Raw genomic sequence first — 20,982 nt, 5'->3', positions numbered from 1 at the left:
AAGCCTTTGCCGCGCAATCGCTGGCCGTGATCCGCGATCTGGGTCTAGACGAAACCATCGTCAACCCCATGGGCGGCGCCATTGCACTGGGCCATCCCCTGGGGGCCACCGGCGCCATCCGCTCGGCCACCACCATCCACGCTCTGCGCCGCCGAAACCTGCGCTACGGCATGGTCACCATGTGCGAGGGCACCGGCATGGGCGCGGCCGGCATCTACGAGCGCTGCTGATGGCGGTGCCCTTCCCGGCCCCGCAGCGCCCTCTGGCCGATCTTCCCGAATGGCGCGCCTTCGTTCAGGCCGCCCGGCAGGCCGCGCCCCAACCGGCGCGGCTCGACCTGATCGAAGCCCCCGGGCTCACGCTGGACGCCAGTGGCCAACCCTATTCCGATGCGCTCATGGCTGCCGGGCTGGGTCTGCTCGCCGCCCGTGGCTTCGAGCCGGCGCGCGCGCGCCTGCTGGCGGGCGACGTGGTCAACTGCACCGAAGGCCGCGCCGCCTGGCACAGCCTGTTGCGCACGCCCTCGCTGCCGCGCGCCATGGCCGGCCACCCCGCCGCCCAGGCGCCGTTCGAAGAGCGCGAGCGGCTCGACAGTTTCGTGCGCCGCGCCGACACCGAGCGGCGCTGGCGCCATATCGTGCACATCGGCATCGGCGGCTCCGTGTGGGGCGTGCGCCTGGCCGTCTCGGCCTTCGGCTATGCCGGCACCTGGCGCGACGTGCGCTTCGTCTCCAACATCGACGGCCACGCCATCGAGGGCGGCCTGGCCGGGCTGGATCCGCGCCACACGCTGGTCGTGCTGGCCAGCAAATCCTTCGGCACCGCCGAAACCCTGGAAAATGGCGCCCGCGCGCGCGAATGGCTGCAGGCCGCCGGCCTGGACCCCGCCGAGCACCTGGTCGCCGTCACGGCCCGCCTCGACCGCGCCCTGGCCTGGGGCGTGCCCGAGGCCCGCATCTTCCGGCTCTGGGACTGGGTCGGCGGGCGCTTCTCGATCTGGTCTGCCGTCAGTGTCACCACCGCCCTGGCCGTGGGCAGCGAAGTATTGGCCGGTCTGCGCATGGGCGCGGCCGCCATGGACGAGCACTTCGCCCAGGCGCCGCTGGCCAGCAACGCGCCCGTGCGCATGGCCCTGTCCGGCGTCGTCAACCGCAGCGTGCTGGGCCAGGGCTCGCTCAACATCGCCCCGTACGACTCGCGCCTGGCCTACCTGGTGCCCTACGTGCAGCAGCTCGACATGGAATCCCTGGGCAAGTCGGTGGACACCGCCGGCCGCCCCGTGGGCGTGCCCACCGGCCCAGCCGTCTGGGGCATGCCCGGCACCGATGCGCAGCACACCTTCTTTCAGTGGCTGCACCAGGGCAGCGACGGCGCTCCGGTGGATTTCATCTTCTGCCGCAGCGCCGACCACCAGTGGCCGGCGCACCACCGCCAGCTGGTGGCCAACTGCCTGGCGCAGCGCGAAGCCCTGATGCAGGGCAAGACCCTGGCCCAGGCGCTGGCCGAGTGCCGCGCCGAAGGGCTGGACGCCGCCGAGGCCGCCCGCCTGGCGCCGCACCGCGTGCACGCCGGCGGACGCCCCAGCCACCTGATCGTGCTGCCGCGCCTGACACCCTACGCCCTGGGGGCGCTGCTTGCCCTGTACGAGCACCGTGTCTTCACCCAGGGCGTGCTTTGGGGCATCGATCCTTTCGACCAATGGGGCGTCGAATACGGCAAGGGCCTGGCCGATCACATCATCGCCGCGTTGGCCCGGCCGGATGACGAGAGTGCCTACCACGAGAGCACCTCCCACGAGAGCACCTCCCACGAGAGCGCCTCCGACGAGAGCATCCGCAGCGAGAGCACCCGCGGCGAGAGCACCCGCAGCGAGAGCACCCGCAGCGGCACCCGCGGCGGTCCCCACGACCAGTCCACTTGCTACTGGATCCAGCAGTTGCGCCAGCCCCCGCGCTGAGCGCAGGCGCTCCGGTCACCGTGCCGGGGTGCCCCGATGTAGAGAACCCGATGTCGACATTGCCCACCGCCTGGTACGTTGTTCACAGTAAGCCCCGGCAGGAGCGCGTCGCCCTGGAGCAGCTCGAGCGCCAGGCCTTCGAGGTCTACCTGCCGCTGTTCCGGGTTTTCGCCCGACCAACACGCGGACGCGGTGCGCGTGCTGGCGACTCGGGCGCCGGGCTGGGCGCAGGCGGCCCGCGTACCGGTGATTCGCGCGCTGGCGGTTCGCGCGCTGGCAGTCTGCGTACCCGCAGCCAGCCGCTCACCACCTTCGAGCCGATGTTCCCGCGCTATCTGTTCCTGCGCCCCACGCGCGCCACGCAGTCGCTGGCGGTGGTGCGCTCCACCGTGGGGGTCAGCCGCCTGGTTCTGTTCGGGCACCAGCCCGCGCTGCTGGCCGATGCCGCCGTCGAGGCCATCCGCCAGGCCGAGGCCTGGCGCAACATGGCGCCCCTGGATGCCATCAGCCCGTACGCGCCCGGCATGGCCGTGCGCCTGCTGGATCCGGCCTTTGCCGGGCTGGAGGCCCTGGTGCAATCGGTCTCCAGGGATCGTGTGACCTTGCTGCTGGAGATCCTGGGCCGGCCCCAGCACGTCCAGGTGGCGTTTGCACACATCGCGCCGCGCTGAACCCGGCGGGCGGTTGAGCGTTGATTCAGTTGCCTATACTATCGATGCACATCGATGAACCATCGATGAACCAATGAGTTTTCAAGGGGGCAAAATGAGTACAGCGGATGAGTCCAACGCACTGGAAACAGTCGGCCTGGGCATTCCTTTCGAAGGGTGGACGGTTGGGCGCCGGTTTCGCACCATAGGGCGAACCATCACCGAGGCCGACATTACCAATTTCGTCTGTGTTACGGGGATGCTGGAAGTCCTGTTCACCAATCTGGATTATCTCGAACACCATTCGCTCATCAAGGGCCGCCTGGCACCCGGCGGGCTGGTCTACAGTTTTGCCGAAGGCTTGCTGATGCAATCCGTGATGCAGCATACCGGCCTGGCGTTCCTGGGTATGGAACTCGAGGTGAAACGGCCGGTATTCGCGGGCGACACCATTCATGTCGAATGCCTGGTGCAATCGGCGCGCCTGACATCCCGGCAGGATCGCGGCATCGTGTCGGCCCTGAACGACGTCATCAATCAGAAGGGCGAACTGGTGCTTCAGTACACCGCGAAGCGTATGGTCAAGGCCGGGGATCCCATGGCCTCGATCGGTTCAAATAAATGACCGACTGACAGCGGCCTATCCAGCCGCCGTCCAGCGACCCGTCCAGCCGTCGGTATCGGTTCGCGGGATCGGCTGGCGGCATCGGCTGGCGGCATATCCAATCCAATATAGTCGTTATCACGGAAATTGCATGCGCTGGCCTGGGCGCAACCGGTAGAGTAAGGCGAAAGCAAAAACCGCCGAAGCAAAAACCGCTGAAGCAAAAACCGGAGACGCACCATGAGCCAAACCGTCGCGCCCGTCGACGAAATGCTGCCGTTCGGCCAACTCACCGCCCTAGGCCTGCAGCACGTGCTCGTTATGTACGCCGGCGCGGTGGCCGTGCCGCTCATCATCGGCCGCGCCCTGAACCTGGATGCCCACGAGGTCTCCCTGCTGATCGCGGCCGACCTGTTCGCCTGCGGCATCGCCACCATCATCCAGTCCTTGGGCGCTACCCAGTGGTTCGGCATCAAGCTGCCCGTCATCATGGGCGTCAGTTTCGCCCCCGTGGGCCCCATGATCCACATCGCCAACACCGCGCAGGGCCACGAAGGCGCCCAGCTGCTGTTTGGCACCATCATCGCGGCCGGCATCATCACCATTCTCATCGCACCTTGGGTCAGCAAGCTGCTGCGCTTCTTTCCGCCCGTGGTCACCGGCACCATCATCGCCATCATCGGCATCACGCTCATGCGCGTGGGCATCAACTGGATCTTCGGCAACCCCGTGGGGCCCACCGCGCCGGCGCTGGTCGACCCCAACTACATGAACTGGCTGAAAGAAATCCGCGCCGCCGCCGGGGCGCCCGGCTCGCCGCTGCCCGATGTGCCCCAGGGCCTGGCCATCCTGCCCACTGTGCCCAACCCGCGTTATGCGGATCTCACCGGCGTGGGCATCGCCGGCATCGTGCTGGTGTCCATCCTGCTGATCGCCAAATTCTGCAAGGGCTTCCTGGCGAACATCGCCGTGTTGCTGGGCATCGTCGTCGGGGCCGTCATCACCAGCCTGATGGGCATGATGACGTTCGAAAAGGTGGCGCGCGCCGATTGGGTGGACGTGGTGCTGCCGTTTCATTTCGGCATGCCCAAGTTCGATTTCTGGATGATTCTGACGATGGTGCTGGTGATGATCGTGATCCTCATCGAATCCACCGGCATGTTTCTGGCCCTGGGCGAGATGACCGGCAAGAAGATCGGCCAGAAAGACCTGGCCCGCGGCCTGCGCACCGACGGCCTGGGTACGCTGATCGGCGGCATCTTCAATACCTTCCCGTATTCCAGCTTCTCGCAGAACGTCGGCCTGGTGGCCGTGACGGGCGTGCGCAGCCGTTACGTCTGCGTGGCCAGCGGCGTCATCCTGCTCATCCTGGGCCTGCTGCCCAAATTGGCTGCGCTGGTCGAATCCCTGCCCACCGTGGTTCTGGGGGGCGCCGGCATCGTCATGTTCGGCATGGTCACCGCCACGGGCATCCGCATCCTGGGTTCGGTGGACTTCACCCGCAACCGCAACAACGCCATGATCGTTGCGATCTCCATCGGCGTGGGCATGATCCCCGTGGTGGCGCCGCAGTTCCGGCAGTGGATGCCGGCGTCCATCCACCCGCTGATCGAATCCGGTATTTTGCTGACCTCGATCGCCGCCGTGCTGCTGAACCTGTTCTTCAACGGCGCTTCGCGCGACGCCCCGCACGCGCAAGAGGGCGAAGCGGTCGAGGCGGTCGAAGCGGCCGGAGGCGGCGCATAAGGCGAGGGCGGCATAGGGTAGGGCGGGTAGGGCGCGGTAGGGCGCGCGGGTAGCAGCAGGTGCGGGTAGCAGCAGGAGCGGGTGGCAGCAGGTGCGGGGGCAGCAGGTATTTTTAAATTTTTGTAGTGACGTGTTTTGGCTGGCATGGCCCAGAATTCCGTCACTACATTTATGATGGGCGACGCGCCGCAGGCGCTGCGGGCGCTGAATAATGTTTTTAGATATTTTTGTAGTGACGCTATTTTGATTTATGACAGTCGAAAAGCGTCACTACAAATTTTCTGAGAAACCTTCATGGTACGTCGCCTGGCACCTCGCTTGTAGCTACGTTTCGTCGTCTGCCAACACCCCCTTCAGGACCAGTCCCACGTACTCAGTCACGAACGCGTCGGTGATCGGCTGGTGCTTCACCAGCAGCCGGTAATACAGCGGCGCATAGAGCAGATCCAGGATAGTGTGCGGGTTGCCGGGGCGCAGGATCCCCAGGTCGATCCCCTGCTGCACCAGCTGGACGCCGTCTGCGCGCCGCGCGTTGATGTACCCTTGGCAGAACTCGTGGGAAAAGTCTTCACTGACCTGGCCTTCGGCGATGATGGCCGCCATCATCTGGCCGATGGGGCCGCGAAACTGGTGGGCCATGGCCATCAGGCAGCGCTCGATTTCGGCAGCGTTCAGCGCCGTCGGGTAGGGCAGCGCGTGGCGTGCTTCGCGCAGGAATGCCGACATGAGCACGGCCGCCCGGCCCGTCCACCATTTGTAGATGGTGGCCTTGCTGACCTTGGCCTCGGCGGCAATGGCCTCGACAGTCGCCTTTTTCAGGCCCCGCTCGGCCAACAGATGGTAGGCCGCGTCCAGGATCGCCGTTTCGGCGGCCCGGCTGCGGGGCCGGCCTGGCGAAGGCCTGGTTCCCTCTCGTTTTTTTCGATTCATGGCTTGCCTCTGCGGACAGCGTGTTTGCTATACTGAACGTACAGTTTTAGCAGGTTTGACGCATGAGTAATATCCTGTTGCTGGAAATCGCCACTCTGGTCCTGCTGCTCATGCTCATGACCGGGGCGCCCGTCGCCTTGGGCCTGCTGGTATCCGGCATTGTAGGCCTGGTGCTCAGCAGCGGCCTGGACATCACCAGCACCACGCTCGGGGCCTTGCCCTACCAGGCGACCGCCAAGATCGCGCTGGTGGTCATCCCCATGTTCCTGCTCATGGGGATCGCAGCCGAAAAGGCGCGCATCGCCGAAGACATGTTCCGTATCGCAGACCGGCTGTTCCGGAAAATCCCGGGCGGGCTGGGCGTAGCCACCATCGCCGCCTGCGCGGCGTTCGGAGCGGTATCAGGCTCCAGTGTGGCCGCGGCCTCGACCATCGGGCGGGTCTCGATCCACGAAATGATCAAATACCGCTACTCTACCGAACTGGCATCCGGCATCGTCGCCGTGGCCGGTACGCTCAGCGTGATGATCCCGCCCAGCATCATCCTGGTGCTCTACGGCATCATGGCCGAAGAATCCATCGGCAGCCTGCTCATCGCAGGCATCGTACCCGGCGTGGTGTCGGCCATCATCCTCGCCGTAGGCGTCATGGTCATCGCGCGCTTCACCCGCCATGCCGGCACCCCTGAGCCCGCTGCGGCCACTGCATCCAGTGCATCCACCATAGCCACTCCGATCGCCGCCGCCACCACGGACGTCGAAGCCGCCGCTGCGGCCGTGGCCGCCACCACCGCCGCCGCCACCGCATCCACCGCAGCCGCTGCCAGCCCGGGGGCGGGCGCCCAGCCCCAGCGCTCGCCGTGGGTGGGCGCCATCGAAGGCATGCTGTTGTTCCTGGTGGTAGTCGGCGGGATTTATACCGGGATCGTCACCGTGAACGAAGCGGCGGCCGTGGGCGCTCTGGCGGGCATGGTGATCCTCGCGCTCGAGCTCACGCGGCTGCCGGCGCGCGATGTCTGGCGCAAGGCGGCGGGCGCTTTTGCCGAGACCACGGCGACCACCAGCTTCATCTTCGCCATTCTGGTGGGGGCCTCGGTTTTCACGTATTTCCTGGTTAGCATCGACATCCCCTCGCAGTTTGCCGAGTGGGTCGCGGCCCTGCCGCTGGATCCCAAAGTGATTGTCGGGCTGTTGCTGCTGGCCATGATCCCGCTGGGGATGTTTCTGGACCCGGTATCCATTCTGCTGATCATCGTGCCGCTCGCCCATCCGGTGATCAAGGCCCTGGGCTTCAGCGGTATCTGGTTTGGCATCCTGCTCGTGCAGATGATCGAAATCGGGCTGGTCACACCGCCCGTGGGGCTGAATGTGTTCGTGGTGGCCGGCACGCCGGGCGTGACGCTCGAAAAGGCCTTCAAGGGGATTTTCCTGCTGCTGCCACTGCAGATCATTGCCGTGTTGCTGTTCTTTGCCTTTCCGGAAATCGTCCTGTGGCTGCCGCAACACATGCATTAACCCTGATAGGAGCATAACCATGAAGGAGACAAGAAAAATGAAAGCCAGAAATCTGGAATCGGGCATCACGCAGATGTCCACGAGGCCGCAGACGCCCGCGAGGCCGCAAATGCCCACAAGGCGCGTCCACCGGGCGCGGCTGTCGGTACTGGGGGCCGTGGCGGCCGGGCTCGCCCTGGCCTGCTCGGCGGCATGGGCCGATGCCAAGCCGTTCAACTGGAAATTTGCCGAATACCAGCAACCCACGACCTCATACGCCCGGGGCTGGGAGCCCGGCCTGTTCCAGCCGCTGAAAGAGCAGGGCATCGCCAACGTCAAGGGCTATTACCAAGAATCCCTGCTGTCGGCGACCGACATTCTGTCGGGCGTGGCTGACGGACGCGCCGACCTCGGCTTCATCTCCATCCTGTATTTCCCGCGCCAGCTGCCGCTGTCGCAGCTGGCCAGCGTGCCCTTTATGGGCACCAACGCCGAAGCGGCCGTGCAGACCTACGCAGAGCTGTACCAGACGAACAAGAAGTTCAAAGAAGAGTACGACAAAGCCGGCGTGCATATCGTCAGCTTCGTGCCGCTGAACCCCACCGTTCTGGGGTCGCGCGAAAAGATCACCGACATCGCGGGCCTGGTCGGCAAAAAGATCCGCGCCGCCGCGCTGCAGACGGCCACGCTCAAAGAGATCAAGGCCCTGCCCATTGCGCTCACCGCGCCGGAGATCTACCAGTCGCTGGATACCGGGGTGATCGACGGCTATACCTCGGTGCCGTTCGATGCCGCGGTCGTCATGTCGCTGCCCGAAGTGGCCCCGTACACCGCCGATACCGGCATGGGCCTGTACAACATGGGCGTCCTGCTGATGACCAAGAAAATTTGGGACGGCCTCAGCCAGGCGCAGAAAGACAAGATCGACGCCATCGTGGCCAGCTACCAGGGCGTGGCCATGAACTCGCTCAAGACCACCACGCTCGAATCCTGCAAGAAAATCCAAGAGCAAAAAGGCACGATCGTCGTCTGGTCGGATGAGGCCAAGAAGCAGTACAAGGATGCGATCGGCGACAGCGTGCTGGGCATCTGGAAAGCACAGACCGCCAAGGCGGGCCTGTCCGAGCAGGAGATCGACGATTTCCTGGCCGAATACCTGGCCGTATACCACAAGTATGACCAGGCCTCCAGCTACGTCAGCGGCGAACGTGACTGCGTAGAGTGACATGCGCACGCGTTTCCCGCGCTTCGACCGGCTGGCCCGCACCGTGGCATTTAGTGCCGCGGTGCTGGGCTGTTTTCTGATCTGCGGCATCCTGGTGGTCATGATCTCGTCGGTCATCGGGCGCTTCGTGCCGCAGGCGACCATCTACGGGATCATCGAATACTCCGAGGTCTTTCTGGTGGGCGGCATCTTCCTGGGCCTGGGCTACGCGCAGATTTGCGGCAACCACGTGGGGGTGGACCTGTTCGTCACACGCCTGAAGACCCGCGGCGAAGCGCTGATCCGGCGCATCGGCCTGGGGGTGGGCGTACTCGCGCTGGCCTGGATGATCGTCGCCAACGTCCTCAAGGCCCTGCAATCCATCGAGATCGAAGAGTACCGGTTCGGAGTCGCCATGGTGCCGATCTGGCCCGCGCGCGTCATCATCGTGCTGGGCCTGGTGATCTGGGTCATGCTGCTGCTGCGGCAGATGCTGTCGCCCACGGACGGCCCGGACGCCTGATCCATGACAACAAGACAGTGACAATAAGACAGTGACAGCAATACATACAGGAGGCGAACATCCCATGAACAATCAATGGGCCCTCATCACCGGAGGCGCCAGCGGCATCGGCCTGGCAATTGCCCAGGACCTGGCCCGGCAGGGCGCGCACCTGGTCATCGTGGACCTCCACGACCATGCTTTCGACGCCTTGCGGGGCGAATTCGATGCCTTGGGCGTGCAGTGCCTGTGCTATCAGGCCGACGTATCGCAGATCGGCGCGCTGCAGGCCGTGCAGGACGACTTGGCGCAGCGCGGGATCACGGCCCGGTTCCTGGTGACGGCGGCCGGCATCCTGCAGCCGGTCGAGGACATCCGCGACTTCGACCTGGCTTTGCACGAGCGCGTCTGGCGCATCAACTACGACGGCACCTACCACGCTTGCAAAGTATGGCTCGAACCCATGCGGGCCGCCGGGCAGGGGGCCATCCTGGTGGTGTCCTCCATCATGGCCTACCGCAGCTCGCCGCTGCTGGCCTACGCGCCCGCGAAGGCCGCGCTCAACAGCCTGGTCAGCGGCCTGGCCGTGTCGGCCGCTCCGGGCGGCGTGCGCATCAACGCCATCGCCCCGGGCTTCACGCTCACCAAGGGCCTGCAGCAGCAGATCGACAGCGGCCAGCGCGACAGCACGCGGGTTCTGTCGTTCGTGCCGATGAAGCGCTTCGTGAGCACGGACGAAGTCGCCCGGACCGCGCGCTTCCTGCTGTCCGACGACGCCAGCGCCATCACCGGCATCACCCTGCCGGTGGATTGCGGCTGGCTCGCAGGCACCGGTTGGGTGACGTTCAAGGACCTGCCCTGAAAACACCGTCAGCCCGTGCTCTTCGCTCTTTGTTGCAAGCCCCAAAGGTTGCAAGCCAGAAAGGTTGCAAGCCAGAAAGGTTGCAAGCTCCAAAGGCCGAAAGACTGAAAAATTGAAAAACCGAGAAAACACCCTGTTCCATGTATACGACAGCCTCCCTCAAACCCATTCAGCTGGACTTGCCCGTCGCCTTCGTCGAGGCGCTGCAGGCCCGGTTCGGCGAGCAATATTCAGACAACCGTTCGGTGCTCGAACAGCATGGACGCGATGAATCCCCGTTTGCCAGCATGCCGCCCAACGGCGTGGTCTTTGCACGCGACACGGCCGACGTCCAGGACGCCATGCGTCTGTGCACACAGTACCGCGTGCCGCTCATCCCCTACGGGGTAGGCTCATCCGTCGAGGGCCAGATCCTGGCCGTCCACGGCGGGCTGTCGCTGGATCTGTCGCAGATGAACCGCATCCTCGACATCCACACCGAAGACATGACCGTCACCGTACAGCCCGGCGTCACGCGCGAGCAGCTGAATCACGAGCTGCGGGACCAGGGGTTTTTCTTCCCCATCGACCCGGGGGCCAACGCGACCCTGGGCGGCATGGCCTCGACCAGCGCCAGCGGCACCACCGCGGTGCGCTACGGCACCATGCGCGAGAACGTGCTCGCACTGCAGGCCGTCGATACGACCGGCGAACTGGTGCACACCGGTACGCGCGCCAACAAGACCAGCGCCGGCTATGACCTCACCCACCTGCTGGTGGGCAGCGAGGGCACCCTGGCCGTGTTCACCGAAATCACCTTGCGCATCCACCCGCTGCCCGAAGCCATCATGGCCGCCACCTGCTCGTTTCCCGACATCGAAAGCGCCGTGCGCAGCGTGATCGAAATCATCCAGGCCGGCATCCCCATCGCGCGCTCCGAGCTCATCGATGCCTATACGGTGCACATGGTGAATCAGTACAGCAAGATCGGCCTGGCCGAAAAGCCCCTGCTGCTGCTCGAGTTCCATGGCAGCCCCACAGGGGTGCTGGAGCAGGTCGAACAGGTCCAGGAGATCGCCGCGCAGCATGGGGGCTCGGACTTCGAATGGGCCAGCACCCCCGAGGCGCGCACCCGGCTCTGGACAGCCCGCCATCATGCGCATTTTGCCGGCCTGGCCAACCACCCGGGCACGCGCAGCGTCACCACCGACATCTGCGTGCCCATCTCGCGGCTGGCCGAAGCAGTGACGATCACCGTAAAGAAAGCCGATGAAAGCGGCATACCGTATTATCTGGTCGGCCACGTCGGCGACGGCAATTTTCACATGGGTTATCTCGTGCATCCGGATGACCCCGACCAACTGGCGCGCGCTGAGGCACTGAACCACGACCTGGTCCACATGGCCCTGGACATGCAGGGCACCTGCACCGGCGAGCACGGCATCGGCCTGCACAAGATCGACTTTCTGGTGAACGAAGCCGGCCCCGGCAGCATCGCTATGATGCGCGCCATCAAGAAGGCGCTGGATCCGCTCAATATCCTGAACCCCGGCAAAGTGCTGGCCTATGAACCCCTGCGGGATACTGGCCTGTGAACCCTTGCAAGGTACCGGTCTGCGAATTTCTGCACCCATGATTCTGCACCCATGAAATAGGAGCGCTCTATGCCATTGCCCGGTTTCGGACTGCACATTACGCGCATCAACGTCGCCGCCGACGATGAGCCAGGTTTCAATGAATGGTTCGACAAGGAACACCTGCCCGAGCGCGTACGCATCGATGGCTTTGTCAGCGGGCGACGCTATCGCGCCCTGGAAGGCACCGATCGGTACCTGGCGATCTGCACTACGCGTGCGGTCAACGTGTTCACCGGCCCCGCCTACCATCAGGCCATCTCTCACCCCACCGAGCGGACGCAGCATTATCTGACCCGTTTTCAGACTGGCTCACGCGCCATCGCAACCGTCGTGCAGAGTCATGGCCAGGGTCACGGCGCCTTCCTGGCCTTCATCACCGTCGCGCCAGGCAATGACGGCACAAAGGCGGATGACGACCCGTTGCAAGCGCGTGTACAGGCGCTACTGGCGCGCGCGGTGACACAGAACGACATCATCGCCGCCCACTGGGTGCGCTGCCACCCTGAGTTGTCCAAGTCCTTTGTCGATGATGATGCAGCGGGCCCCATGAACGGCTGGTACGCCCTGATCGAAGGCACCAACGCCGCCGCCGTGCATGCGCAGGCGCAACAGTTCATCGACGCACTTCGCAGCCCAGCGGGCCGTATGGATCATATAGGCGATACAGACTATATGAACGATGCTGGCCGCCATACGGTTACGCTGGCTGGGTTATATGGGCTGACGCTGGGGTTGGAGAAGAACGAGCTTTAATCGCGGCGCTCTGTGGTGGTTATGGGAGGGGTTTCCAGCTACCGGACGATGACGCCTTGTTCGGCCTGAGCCTCGACGAATGCCCGTAGCACTGTGTTCATGCGCCCCTGGTAGCCGGGGCCCGTGGATTTGAAAAAGTCCAGCACGTCCGCGTCCACGCGCAGGGTGATGGACTGTTTCTTGTGCGGCAGGCCGACCCGCCTCCAGCCTTTTTCGTGCGCGAGCTCTGGGATATCGAAATACTTGATATCGCCATCCGCCATCATGCGCAGGTTATACAGCCGGACCGCCGTCATGCTGTCGAGGCGGGGGCGGCGCTTCAGGTTAATGGTATGTTGCAGCATAAAGCCGTCGTTCATCTTCGTTCACCCTGCGTGCAGAAACGATTTGGATTGTGCCATCGCGCATCACCCGATACGCCACGGCCAGGAATACGCCCTGTGCCCAGCCGATGGTGACCCACCATGGGTCGGCGTCGTCCCGGTGGCGGGCAAGAATACGGATACGATGCGGATCATAGAAGACCAGTTCGGCTTCGGCAAACGAGACTTGATGCTGCGTGGTGTTGCGGGCACTCACGCCCGTATCGCACGCAACTGCGAGCATCCACCGCGGCGAGCGACGGCGTGGCTTCGCGGGGGCGGCATTTGGATTCCAGCCGATGGTGGTCAGCTTGACTTCGAAGTGAAAAGTAGGAAGTCGCATCGTTTTCTTCTCGTGTCGTCTGTGATGAATGTACCGGCCTCCCATAGGGTTTGAATATGCATTGGGCTGAATTTGTCTACTGTGGATCCGCTCCCAGTGGTGGGCGCCGGGTGATGCCCGCTATGTGTGCGTGCCGCAGGTGGGTGTCGTAGGCGCTTGCCGCAGGCGCTTGTCGCAGGCGCTTGTCGCAGGCGCTTGTCGCAGGCGCTTGTCGCAGGCGCTGAATAATGTTTTTAAATATTTTTGTAGTGACGCTATTTTGATTTATGACAGTCGAAAAGCGTCACTACAAATTTTTTTAAAAAGAGTATTGGCCACGTGCCCCGGCCCGGCGAGGCCCTGGCCGTCGCGCGGCACTACACTCCCACCCAGTCACCAGCCCTGCCGCTTGGGCACCCAATGGCGTATCCTATACAGAATGCCTCTCGCCTTGCCGCACCATGCTCGTACAGATCCCTTATTTTCAGGGCATTCCGCCCGATCTGCTGGCTCCCCTGATCGAGGGCGCTCACCGCTCGCGCGCGCGCCGGGGTGAAATCATCGCGCTCAGAGGCGAGCCGTGCGACGGCATGCATATTGTGGTCAGCGGGCGCATCAAGCTCTACCACGAGACCGCTTCCGGGCTCGAACGCATCATGCGCATCATCGAGCCGGGCGACAGCTTTGGCGAAGCGCTGATGTTCATGGAACACCACTACATCATCACGGCCGAGGCCCTGGACCCCAGCGAGCTCCTCTATTTGGGGCGCGACCTGGTCATTCAGCAAATGGAGCAAAATCCCGCATTGGCGCGACATCTCGTGGCCAGCTTGAGCCGGCACCTGTACATGATGATGGGCGACTTCGGCGCCTATACCGTGCGCAGTGGGCGCCAGCGGCTCATCGCCTATCTCCTGCGCGAATCCGGTGGGCTCGAAGACGTCCCCATGCGCCTGCCCATGGCCAAAGGGGTCATCGCCTCGCGCCTGAACCTCACACCGCAGCATTTTTCCCGCATCTTGCACGACCTTGGCGAGCGCGGCCTGATCCTGATCCGTGGGCGCGAGTTTACGATTCTGGATGCAGATGGCCTGCGCGCGTACTACGAGCAGCAGGCCTTGTGACCCCGCAAGAAGAATCGCGGCGCCAGACCAGGCGCCCCGCGGCCAGCACGAACAGCAGCCCGCCAGCCACCAGCAGCGCCTGCCCGGTTGCCTGCTGCGCATCCAGCAGGTAGCTGGTGCACAGCCGAGTAGGTGAAGCCAGGTACAGCCAGCCCGTGCGAAACAGAGTCGCGATCAGCTCGACCACGAACACCCCACGCACCAGAAATCCAGCCTGCGGCCAACTCAGCGCGCAGGGCAATCCCAGCAAGAGCGGCAGGCTCAGAAACTTCGCGGCCGTCACCCACGGTTGGTCCAGCGCCGCATCCAGCGCCAGCGGCAGCATCCATACCGTCATGACCACGCTTGCCAGCACCAGCCCGCTGATGCCCTGATGATTCCATGGCGCCAGATGCGCCCGCACGCGCGCCGGCACGGCCTGCCCCAGCCACAGTCCGGCCAGGGCCAGCAAAGGCAGCTGGACCAGCATGTGCAAACGCATGTCCGATTCCAGTGGTACCCGCAGCGCCGGCAAAAGTAACAATAGCCACAAGCCCACTCCCAAACTGCCGCCGATCCACCCGCTCTTGGCCCGGAGCTCACCCGTGGCGCGGAGCCGGCTCTTGGTCCAGAGCCCGCCCGTGGCACGAAGCTCGCCCGTGACGCAAGCCGTCTCGTCCGCCGTTTCGCCCTGGCGCCTCATCGTCCTGCTCCTGGCTCGCTGGCCAACGCACTGCGGATGCGCTGCGCGGCCGCTTGTGGATCACGCCAGTCCAGCACGGCCACCAGCCGCCCTTGGGGATCGATCAGATTGAAGGCGGCATTGTGCTCATAGCCACCCAGGCCGTCCGCGATGGCCTTCACGCCGAACACGCGCAGCAGAGCGTCCAGGTCCGCGTCATCCAGCGGCCGCGCCACGCGCCAGCCAGCGTCAGCCGGTGCAGGTGAGCCATCCAGCGCTCGGCGGGTCACCGCCTCACCAGAAGCTCCATGAGAAGCCCTGCCTGAAACCCCGCCATAAGCTCCATCAGAAGCCCAACCAGAAGCCCCGCCTGCAAAGCGCTGTTGCCAGCGCCGCAGAGCCGCGGGCGTATCGTGCGCCGGATCGAAGCTGATACTCAGCAGCTCCACCTGGCCTTGGGCGATAGCGGGCGCCAATTGTTGCTGCAGCTGCGCAAACTCGCTGCCTTGCACCGAGCACACCGTCGTACAGCGCGTGTACATGAAACCGGCCACCCGCCAGGGGCCTGGCGCGGCGACCCCGTCCGCACCCGCTGGCCGCCTGGACCCGCTGGCCCCCAGCGACAGCATCGAGCCGTCGGCGGCCTGCAGTTGCACGGCGGGGAGGGCGCGCGGCGCCGCCTGGACGCTCTGGCGCAGGGCGCTTTCCGTGGTGTAGGCCGAAAACCCGTGCGTGACGTTGGCAAATACGACGATGCCGGCGGCCAGAATAGCCGCACTGCACAGGCCAGTCTTGATCGCAGACATCAGAATGCTCCATGGGGGCCTCATGGGGGCCTCGAAAAGGGGCCTCAAAGAGCCGAAGACCCAGAAGCCGAAGGCCCAGAGACCCAGAGACCCAGAGATCCACAGGCCAGGCCCAGGCGCGGGCCCAAAGATCTATACCGCGGGCCGCCTCAACAGGCCCACGCACAGGCGCAGGACAAAGTACAGCATGGCCAGCACCACCAGGCTCGCGCCGATCGCCCCCACGCCGTCGCTGGCCGTCCAGGTCTCCCAGTGCTCGGCCATGCGCCGCGCCACGCCAGACTGTCCGCCATATAGGAAAGCCAGCACGAACACCAGCGCCCCGACGAAAAAGACAGGAAAGCCGATCCGGTCCAGACAGGCGAGCGTGCGCCCCCCGGCGACCGTCACACCCGGCGCCGCCGCTCGTTCCTGCTCCAGGCGCCCCAGCTGGTGATACAGCAGCGCCAGCACCATCGGCAGCATCCCGATCAGCATGTAGAAATGGAAATGCCCGGGCACCCACAGCGTATTGTGCATCACCGCATTCACGCGGATCGTGCCATCCATGATCGCCGGCACCACGCCCGCGGCCCAGCCGAACATCGCCAGCACCAGCAGCAGCGCCGGCATCCGCCAGCGGATCTGCGAGCGGTACAAGTTCACCAGCGCGCCATAGACCGTGATCACGAACACCGGGAAGCCGCCCACCCACGACGCGATCTGGCCCGTCACCGCCAGCCAGCGCGGCTGCGCAAAGTCCATGAACAGATGATGCGGGAAGACCACGATCACATACAGCGCCGTCACCAGCCAGGCCCAGATGAACGGGCGCGACACCAGGTACGGCTTGCCCGTGTAGCGCGGCAGCAGCTCATAGACCGCGATCACCCCCATGTAGATCGTGGCATTGGCCACCATATGGCCAAACCAGTAGATCACGTTCTTGGCTACCAGCGGGTTGAGCGTAATGTCCGGGTAGAACAGGTTGACCAGCGTCATGAACAGCGCCACCTCGCCCGCGATGATCCCCAGCGAGTTGGCGATGATCACCCCGCTGCTCGCGATCACCGCCTTTGGATGATTCGGATCCACCGTGCCGCCGAACAGCCACTGCCAGCCCATCCCGCGCCCCAGGCTGCCATACCGGTTGATGATGCCGGCGGTTGCATCCAGATAAAAGAGCAGCGCGCCCACGCCGATCAGCACATAGCCGATCACGTACAGTTCCGCCGCCCAGGGCGGCCATACCCCCATGCTCTTGGCCGGCAAGGGATACAGAAACGTCCACAGACCCGCGTAGCCGCCCGCGAAGATCGCCACCAGGATACACAGCACCCCCAGCGCAAACAGCACATAATTGGTCACGATGGCCCACAAGTGCAGCGTCACGTACTTGCGCAGGAAAAACCACATCACCGCCGTCGTGGCCAGCCAGGTGATCCCCACCATCCCAGTGCCATGCAGCGTCAACAGCTCGTAGAACAGCACGGGCGAAAGCTGAATCCAATGCGCCTCGTGCAGGCGCATAGTCAGGCCCACCATCATGAACAGGATCAGCGCCACCAGCGCCGTGACCATATAGGCATTGAAAATGCCGCGTTCAGGTCCGCTCAGGGCCTCGTCGGCCGGATACATCGTCAAGCTCGCCATGATCACTGCCCCCCAGCCGCGCTCGTACTGGCCGTACTGGCTGTGCCCGTGGTGCCGGCCGGTGCCGGGCTGGCCTTGTCCGCGGCGACCGTGAGCGTGCTGCGCATGAACCCGTGGCCCACGCCGCAGTATTCCAAACACTGCACCGTGTACTCGCCCGGCGTATCAAACGTGACCAGCAGCTTGTTGTAGAACTCCGGCATGGCCTGCGTCTGCGCCACCAGATTGCCATCCGGGCCATAAATCGCGAAATCGTGGTTCACGTCCCGGCTCGTCACTCGGAACGCCACCGTCTGCCCCACCTGGATAGGCGTATCGGGGATCTGCCAGCCCCACATGAACCCCTCGACATCCATGTCGACGTCCGCCTGCACTGGCGCGTGCTGTGGCGGGATAGGAAAATGCCGCAGCGTGAGCCACGTGCCCAGCGCGAACCCCACGACCAGCAGGCCGAAAAACCAGGCCTGAATCACGTGGGCGGTGTGCGTGGATTGTTGGGTTTCCTGTTCCGTGGCCGGTTTCCTGGCCTGGCTGATCACGAAAATGAACACCAGTGCCACCGTGCCGATGCCCAGCAGCGTCAGCGGCCAGACAATGTTCTGCGTTGCCATCATACGTCTCTTGCAAACAATCCCCCCATTGTAGGGAGGGTCTGCGCAAAAAGATTGAACGCAGGTTCAATTCTGGAGCAGAAGGGCACTACAACCAAGGCCTATGCCGAACGCGAGAGTCGAGCCGTGACGCCGTTGTCTGGTTACCAAATAAGTGTAGCAACCTATAAATACACCCTACGGCAAGGCCGTTTCAATTCAGGATGTAGATGGCCTGAGCAGAGCAATCTGCAAGGTCCTTGTACGCAAGAAATCGAGCCTCACTGGTGCAGAGTTCCGCTACCTACGGTTGGCGTTGTTGATGTCTCAGAAAAATCTTGGGCGGTACCTTGGACGCACGGAACAGTCTGTAGCCTCTTGGGAAAAAAGTGGCAAAATCCCGAAATATGCGGATGCCATGCTGCGGGTCATTTATGTCGCGCATGAAGACGGTAATGAGCGCGTGAAAAATATTGTGCATTCAATGAATGAGGCCGATAGGGATATCTACATCGTCATGATGGAATCGAAGAAAACAGGATGGAAGGGCGCCGAACAGTATGAGCGCCCAGAGATCACCCACATCGCCCACGTTGAAGGCGAAGATACCGCTCTGCCCCAGCAATGAATCGCGCCAGGGTGAACTCTTCAACGAAGTCGAAGCCCTGGCGCGGCTGCCGTGGAATACTCCGGAATACTCATGACTAAAATTTAGCCATGAGTCTGGCAGCCTGGTAATAACGGGATAGATGCACTGCTGACGATGTGGCTCGGGTCAGCTTAGCCGGCCACCAGCGGGCAGCCGCTTTCCTGGTACGGCTTGAATGCATCCACGCCAGGGATGGTCGACACCGTTTCGAACAGGTCCCATTCCTCGCGGACCTGGTCCTTGTCTTTCACGCGAACCAAGTGCATGTCATGCAGATTCAGGCCATTGGGCAATATCTTGCCACCCTGCATGTACATATCGTTGATCTCCAGCTCGCCCAGCGCCTTCCTGACGGCTTCGGTATCATTGGTGCCCGCCTTCTCGACCGCCTTCAGATAGCTGGTGACGGCCGAATACACACCGCCTTGTATGAAGGTCGGCATGGCGCCATGTTTCTCGAAGAATCTGCGGGACCATTTCTCGGCGTCGTCGCTGATGTTCCAATACCATGGGCTGGTGAACGTGAGCCCCGATGCCACGGCGAGGCCCAGTGATTTCGCATCCGTGATGAAAACCACCGTGCCGACCAGTTGCTGGCCCTTGTCGATTTGAAACTCTTTGGCCTGTTTCAGCGAATTCACGAAGTCCTGTCCGCCGTTGGCGAGTGCAACGATTTTTGCGCCGGAAGACTGTGCCTGAAGCAGATAGGATGAAAAATCCGTATTGCCCAGCGGGACTTTGACACTGCCGACCACCGTGCCGCCATTTTTTTCGATGATGTTTCTGGCGTCCTGTTCCATCGACTTGCCGTAGGCATAGTCGGCTGTCACGAAGAACCAGGAATCACCGCCTGCCTTCATGATCCCAGAGGCCAGGCCGGAGGCGATGGCGTACGTGTTGTAGGCATATTGGATGCCGTACGGCGTGCAATCCTCTTCCGACAGCTTGGTCGTGCCTGAACCCACGTTGATGGTGATGGTGTCCTTGTCGGATGCCAGCTTTTGAACACCGATCCCCACCGCTGAATTGCTCAGGGACGTCATCATGTCCACATGGTCGATATCGATCCATTTTCTGGCGATCGACAATGCGACCTCGGGCTTGTTCTGGTAGTCGGCGGAAATCAACTTGATGGGCGTGCCCAGAACACTGCCGCCGAAATCCTCTATGGCCATCTCTGCGGCAACGACGGTACCCGGCCCCTCGAAATCCTTGTATATCCCAGACATCTCTGCCATAACACCGATGGTTACAACGTCAGGCATACCTGGCTCTTGGCCAGTCTTTTCGTTGTCGGCAGCCATCGCAATGTTGGTAGTCAATAGCGCACTGCCAATCAAACATGCCTTCAAAATTTGCTTCATGATCTACTCCGGTGTTGTTATTTGTTTTTTAACAGGTTGATAACGTCGGCGAAACACGTGACCTCGAGGTCGGGTTTCGGCCCAAAGACCCGGGGCACTTCGTTTTTACGGTTCATCCAGATACCCTGCATGCCTGCCTGCTGGGCACCCGCAAAATCGAACCAGCCCGCGCTGATGTGCACGATGTTTTCTACCGGGGTGTTTGCACGCTTTGCGCCGTGCAGATACAGCTCTTTTGCGGGCTTGTATTTGTTTATCTCTTCCACGCTGATGTAATCATTGATCAGGTCATCGATCTTTGCGATCTTGACCAGTGATTTGAGCATCTGCGGATCGCCATTCGAGAGCACGTAGACGGGGTACCCCATTTCCCTTAATGTCTTGACGCCTTCACGTACGTCGCTGAACACTTCGAGATCGTGGTAGATTGCCAGTATGTCGTTGATTTCGGCATCCGACAGCTCGATTTTGTGGACGTTCAATGAATACTGCAGCGCCTGCCGGTTCAGCTCGTAAAAGCTCTCGTAGGTGCCATAAAAATTGCACAGCATCCCGTAAACCAGGGATTCGAGCCGCCAGAGCTTCGCGACTTCGTCGGCATTGGCGATCTTTTTTCTCAAAGGTTCTGCGGCACTGTCGACGTCCAGCAGCGTGCTATATGAATCGATCGTAATCGTCTTGATTTTTTCAATATTGATGGTCATTTCTTTGCTCCAATTTTGCTTCAATATCGTGAATAATTGATATTTAATGCCTCGCGGTAATTATTTCGTGGTGGCCTCCTTTGCCATGGCATGAGAATGAAAATGATTTAGCATTATCAGACAATCAAGATGAAATTTGATGCCGATATCCAAGAAAAAAGCTGCTTGAAAAGAACAATATGCTGAATTTCTTGGTCATTCCGGCATTATGTGCTTGTGACGCGCCCGGTCGGCATGACCGCGCCCGCAGTCGCATCCACACCCGCAGTCGCGCTCGCAGTCGTGCCGCGGTCGCACTCGCAGTCGTGCTCACGGCCACGCTCACGGCCCTGATGACGCTGTTTGGTCGTTTGGCACAATGTTGGCACAGTGCGGCCCTGGCGGAATGTAGCCTTGGCAGAATACGGCAGTCAGCGGCGCTGGGGTGACCCGGACCCGTTATCGTTGTTTT

21 protein-coding genes and 1 pseudogene are annotated in these 20,982 nt (G+C 62.8%); 13 read left to right on the top strand and 9 right to left on the bottom strand.

Annotated features, from left to right (window positions below; translation table 11 throughout):
* The 5 genes and pseudogenes from WCZ84_RS10290 to WCZ84_RS10270 form a co-directional block, all read left to right on the top strand.
* A pseudogene (locus WCZ84_RS10290) lies at positions 1–230 on the top strand (acetyl-CoA C-acyltransferase); the annotation flags it as partial.
* Positions 230–1,957 carry a glucose-6-phosphate isomerase gene (gene pgi, locus WCZ84_RS10285; protein WP_372686182.1) on the top strand — a complete coding sequence of 576 codons (1,728 nt, stop codon included), beginning with the start codon at positions 230–232 and terminating at the stop codon, positions 1,955–1,957. The pseudogene WCZ84_RS10290 and the gene pgi, both read left to right, overlap by 1 nt.
* 50 nt (positions 1,958–2,007) lie before the next feature.
* Positions 2,008–2,628, top strand: coding sequence for a transcription termination/antitermination protein NusG (locus WCZ84_RS10280; protein WP_372686181.1), 621 nt, complete (start codon positions 2,008–2,010; stop codon positions 2,626–2,628).
* 94 nt (positions 2,629–2,722) lie between these two features.
* A complete protein-coding gene (locus WCZ84_RS10275; protein WP_372686180.1) occupies positions 2,723–3,232 on the top strand; it encodes a MaoC/PaaZ C-terminal domain-containing protein in 510 nt (169 codons plus the stop codon).
* Between the two features lie 219 nt (positions 3,233–3,451).
* Positions 3,452–4,957, top strand: a complete 1,506-nt coding sequence (locus tag WCZ84_RS10270; RefSeq protein ID WP_372686179.1) for a nucleobase:cation symporter-2 family protein — start codon at positions 3,452–3,454, stop codon at positions 4,955–4,957.
* Between the two features lie 324 nt (positions 4,958–5,281).
* Here the strand turns inward: WCZ84_RS10270 and WCZ84_RS10265 are convergent, their stop codons facing one another.
* A complete protein-coding gene (locus WCZ84_RS10265) occupies positions 5,282–5,887 on the bottom strand; it encodes a TetR/AcrR family transcriptional regulator (RefSeq protein WP_372686178.1) in 606 nt (201 codons plus the stop codon).
* 62 nt (positions 5,888–5,949) lie between these two features.
* On the opposite strand from WCZ84_RS10265, the gene WCZ84_RS10260 reads away from it, so the two are divergent.
* The 6 genes from WCZ84_RS10260 (at position 5,950) to WCZ84_RS10235 (ending at position 12,317) form a co-directional block, all read left to right on the top strand.
* Positions 5,950–7,401, top strand: a complete 1,452-nt coding sequence (locus tag WCZ84_RS10260) for a TRAP transporter large permease (RefSeq protein WP_372686177.1) — start codon at positions 5,950–5,952, stop codon at positions 7,399–7,401.
* Between the two features lie 109 nt (positions 7,402–7,510).
* Positions 7,511–8,605, top strand: a complete 1,095-nt coding sequence (dctP, locus tag WCZ84_RS10255; RefSeq protein ID WP_372686176.1) for a TRAP transporter substrate-binding protein DctP — start codon at positions 7,511–7,513, stop codon at positions 8,603–8,605.
* Position 8,606: 1 nt separating this feature from the next.
* Complete coding sequence (locus WCZ84_RS10250) at positions 8,607–9,107, top strand: TRAP transporter small permease (RefSeq protein ID WP_372686175.1); 501 nt, start codon at positions 8,607–8,609, stop codon at positions 9,105–9,107.
* A gap of 64 nt (positions 9,108–9,171) precedes the next feature.
* Positions 9,172–9,948 carry an SDR family NAD(P)-dependent oxidoreductase gene (locus tag WCZ84_RS10245; RefSeq protein ID WP_372686174.1) on the top strand — a complete coding sequence of 259 codons (777 nt, stop codon included), beginning with the start codon at positions 9,172–9,174 and terminating at the stop codon, positions 9,946–9,948.
* 140 nt (positions 9,949–10,088) lie between these two features.
* Positions 10,089–11,522: an FAD-binding oxidoreductase gene (locus WCZ84_RS10240; protein ID WP_372686173.1), complete on the top strand. Its 1,434-nt coding sequence runs from the start codon at positions 10,089–10,091 to the stop codon at positions 11,520–11,522.
* Positions 11,523–11,591: 69 nt separating this feature from the next.
* Positions 11,592–12,317 carry a hypothetical protein gene (locus tag WCZ84_RS10235; protein ID WP_372686172.1) on the top strand — a complete coding sequence of 242 codons (726 nt, stop codon included), beginning with the start codon at positions 11,592–11,594 and terminating at the stop codon, positions 12,315–12,317.
* A 38-nt stretch (positions 12,318–12,355) separates the two neighbouring features.
* On the opposite strand, the gene WCZ84_RS10230 is transcribed toward WCZ84_RS10235, so the two are convergent.
* Positions 12,356–12,661, bottom strand: coding sequence for a BrnA antitoxin family protein (locus WCZ84_RS10230; RefSeq protein ID WP_372686171.1), 306 nt, complete (start codon positions 12,659–12,661; stop codon positions 12,356–12,358).
* Positions 12,642–13,022, bottom strand: coding sequence for a BrnT family toxin (locus tag WCZ84_RS10225; protein ID WP_372686170.1), 381 nt, complete (start codon positions 13,020–13,022; stop codon positions 12,642–12,644). Before WCZ84_RS10225 ends, WCZ84_RS10230 begins: the two co-directional genes overlap by 20 nt.
* A 440-nt stretch (positions 13,023–13,462) precedes the next feature.
* Between WCZ84_RS10225 and WCZ84_RS10220 the strand changes: the two genes are divergently transcribed.
* Positions 13,463–14,125 (top strand): Crp/Fnr family transcriptional regulator, encoded by a 663-nt coding sequence (locus WCZ84_RS10220; RefSeq protein ID WP_372686169.1) that lies wholly within the window; start codon positions 13,463–13,465, stop codon positions 14,123–14,125.
* On the opposite strand, the gene WCZ84_RS10215 is transcribed toward WCZ84_RS10220, so the two are convergent.
* The 4 genes from WCZ84_RS10215 to WCZ84_RS10200 all read right to left on the bottom strand — a co-directional run bounded on the left by WCZ84_RS10215 (position 14,070) and on the right by WCZ84_RS10200 (position 17,838).
* Positions 14,070–14,606: a hypothetical protein gene (locus tag WCZ84_RS10215; protein WP_372686168.1), complete on the bottom strand. Its 537-nt coding sequence runs from the start codon at positions 14,604–14,606 to the stop codon at positions 14,070–14,072. The genes WCZ84_RS10220 and WCZ84_RS10215 overlap by 56 nt on opposite strands.
* 197 nt (positions 14,607–14,803) lie before the next feature.
* Positions 14,804–15,592 (bottom strand): SCO family protein, encoded by a 789-nt coding sequence (locus WCZ84_RS10210; protein ID WP_372686167.1) that lies wholly within the window; start codon positions 15,590–15,592, stop codon positions 14,804–14,806.
* Between the two features lie 132 nt (positions 15,593–15,724).
* Positions 15,725–17,224, bottom strand: coding sequence for a cbb3-type cytochrome c oxidase subunit I (locus WCZ84_RS10205; protein WP_372686166.1), 1,500 nt, complete (start codon positions 17,222–17,224; stop codon positions 15,725–15,727).
* Positions 17,225–17,226: 2 nt separating this feature from the next.
* On the bottom strand, positions 17,227–17,838 hold the full coding sequence (locus WCZ84_RS10200; protein WP_372686165.1) for a hypothetical protein: 612 nt from the start codon (positions 17,836–17,838) through the stop codon (positions 17,227–17,229).
* 298 nt (positions 17,839–18,136) lie between these two features.
* Here WCZ84_RS10200 and WCZ84_RS10195 point away from each other — a divergent pair, with 298 nt between their 5' ends.
* Positions 18,137–18,442, top strand: a complete 306-nt coding sequence (locus WCZ84_RS10195; protein WP_372686164.1) for a hypothetical protein — start codon at positions 18,137–18,139, stop codon at positions 18,440–18,442.
* Positions 18,443–18,594: 152 nt separating this feature from the next.
* Here WCZ84_RS10195 and WCZ84_RS10190 read toward each other — a convergent pair whose 3' ends face one another.
* On the bottom strand, positions 18,595–19,827 hold the full coding sequence (locus WCZ84_RS10190; RefSeq protein WP_372686163.1) for an ABC transporter substrate-binding protein: 1,233 nt from the start codon (positions 19,825–19,827) through the stop codon (positions 18,595–18,597).
* A 17-nt stretch (positions 19,828–19,844) separates the two neighbouring features.
* The gene (locus WCZ84_RS10185; RefSeq protein ID WP_372686162.1) at positions 19,845–20,531 is read right to left on the bottom strand and encodes a haloacid dehalogenase type II; all 687 of its coding nucleotides are present in this window, start codon (positions 20,529–20,531) and stop codon (positions 19,845–19,847) included.
* Between the last annotated feature and the right edge of the window lie 451 nt (positions 20,532–20,982).

Origin of the sequence: Castellaniella sp., assembly GCF_041675725.1 — a bacterium.
GTDB lineage: Bacteria > Pseudomonadota > Gammaproteobacteria > Burkholderiales > Burkholderiaceae_B > Castellaniella.
This window is presented reverse-complemented; position numbering and strand designations above follow the sequence as displayed.

Excerpts from the sequence above, each read along its gene's own strand:
- WCZ84_RS10235 (WP_372686172.1), top strand. The coding sequence starts at position 11,592 with ATGCCATTGCCCGGTTTCGGACTGCACATTACGCGCATCAACGTCGCC.
- WCZ84_RS10265 (WP_372686178.1), bottom strand. The coding sequence starts at position 5,887 with ATGAATCGAAAAAAACGAGAGGGAACCAGGCCTTCGCCAGGCCGGCCC.
- WCZ84_RS10205 (WP_372686166.1), bottom strand. The coding sequence starts at position 17,224 with ATGGCGAGCTTGACGATGTATCCGGCCGACGAGGCCCTGAGCGGACCT.
- WCZ84_RS10275 (WP_372686180.1), top strand. The coding sequence starts at position 2,723 with ATGAGTACAGCGGATGAGTCCAACGCACTGGAAACAGTCGGCCTGGGC.
- WCZ84_RS10185 (WP_372686162.1), bottom strand. The coding sequence starts at position 20,531 with ATGACCATCAATATTGAAAAAATCAAGACGATTACGATCGATTCATAT.
- WCZ84_RS10280 (WP_372686181.1), top strand. The coding sequence starts at position 2,008 with ATGTCGACATTGCCCACCGCCTGGTACGTTGTTCACAGTAAGCCCCGG.
- WCZ84_RS10190 (WP_372686163.1), bottom strand. The coding sequence starts at position 19,827 with ATGAAGCAAATTTTGAAGGCATGTTTGATTGGCAGTGCGCTATTGACT.
- WCZ84_RS10245 (WP_372686174.1), top strand. The coding sequence starts at position 9,172 with ATGAACAATCAATGGGCCCTCATCACCGGAGGCGCCAGCGGCATCGGC.
- WCZ84_RS10240 (WP_372686173.1), top strand. The coding sequence starts at position 10,089 with ATGTATACGACAGCCTCCCTCAAACCCATTCAGCTGGACTTGCCCGTC.
- WCZ84_RS10270 (WP_372686179.1), top strand. The coding sequence starts at position 3,452 with ATGAGCCAAACCGTCGCGCCCGTCGACGAAATGCTGCCGTTCGGCCAA.
- WCZ84_RS10220 (WP_372686169.1), top strand. The coding sequence starts at position 13,463 with ATGCTCGTACAGATCCCTTATTTTCAGGGCATTCCGCCCGATCTGCTG.
- WCZ84_RS10215 (WP_372686168.1), bottom strand. The coding sequence starts at position 14,606 with ATGCGTTTGCACATGCTGGTCCAGCTGCCTTTGCTGGCCCTGGCCGGA.
- WCZ84_RS10195 (WP_372686164.1), top strand. The coding sequence starts at position 18,137 with ATGTCTCAGAAAAATCTTGGGCGGTACCTTGGACGCACGGAACAGTCT.
- pgi (WP_372686182.1), top strand. The coding sequence starts at position 230 with ATGGCGGTGCCCTTCCCGGCCCCGCAGCGCCCTCTGGCCGATCTTCCC.
- WCZ84_RS10200 (WP_372686165.1), bottom strand. The coding sequence starts at position 17,838 with ATGATGGCAACGCAGAACATTGTCTGGCCGCTGACGCTGCTGGGCATC.
- WCZ84_RS10225 (WP_372686170.1), bottom strand. The coding sequence starts at position 13,022 with ATGCGACTTCCTACTTTTCACTTCGAAGTCAAGCTGACCACCATCGGC.
- WCZ84_RS10230 (WP_372686171.1), bottom strand. The coding sequence starts at position 12,661 with ATGCTGCAACATACCATTAACCTGAAGCGCCGCCCCCGCCTCGACAGC.
- dctP (WP_372686176.1), top strand. The coding sequence starts at position 7,511 with ATGCCCACAAGGCGCGTCCACCGGGCGCGGCTGTCGGTACTGGGGGCC.
- WCZ84_RS10260 (WP_372686177.1), top strand. The coding sequence starts at position 5,950 with ATGAGTAATATCCTGTTGCTGGAAATCGCCACTCTGGTCCTGCTGCTC.
- WCZ84_RS10250 (WP_372686175.1), top strand. The coding sequence starts at position 8,607 with ATGCGCACGCGTTTCCCGCGCTTCGACCGGCTGGCCCGCACCGTGGCA.
- WCZ84_RS10210 (WP_372686167.1), bottom strand. The coding sequence starts at position 15,592 with ATGTCTGCGATCAAGACTGGCCTGTGCAGTGCGGCTATTCTGGCCGCC.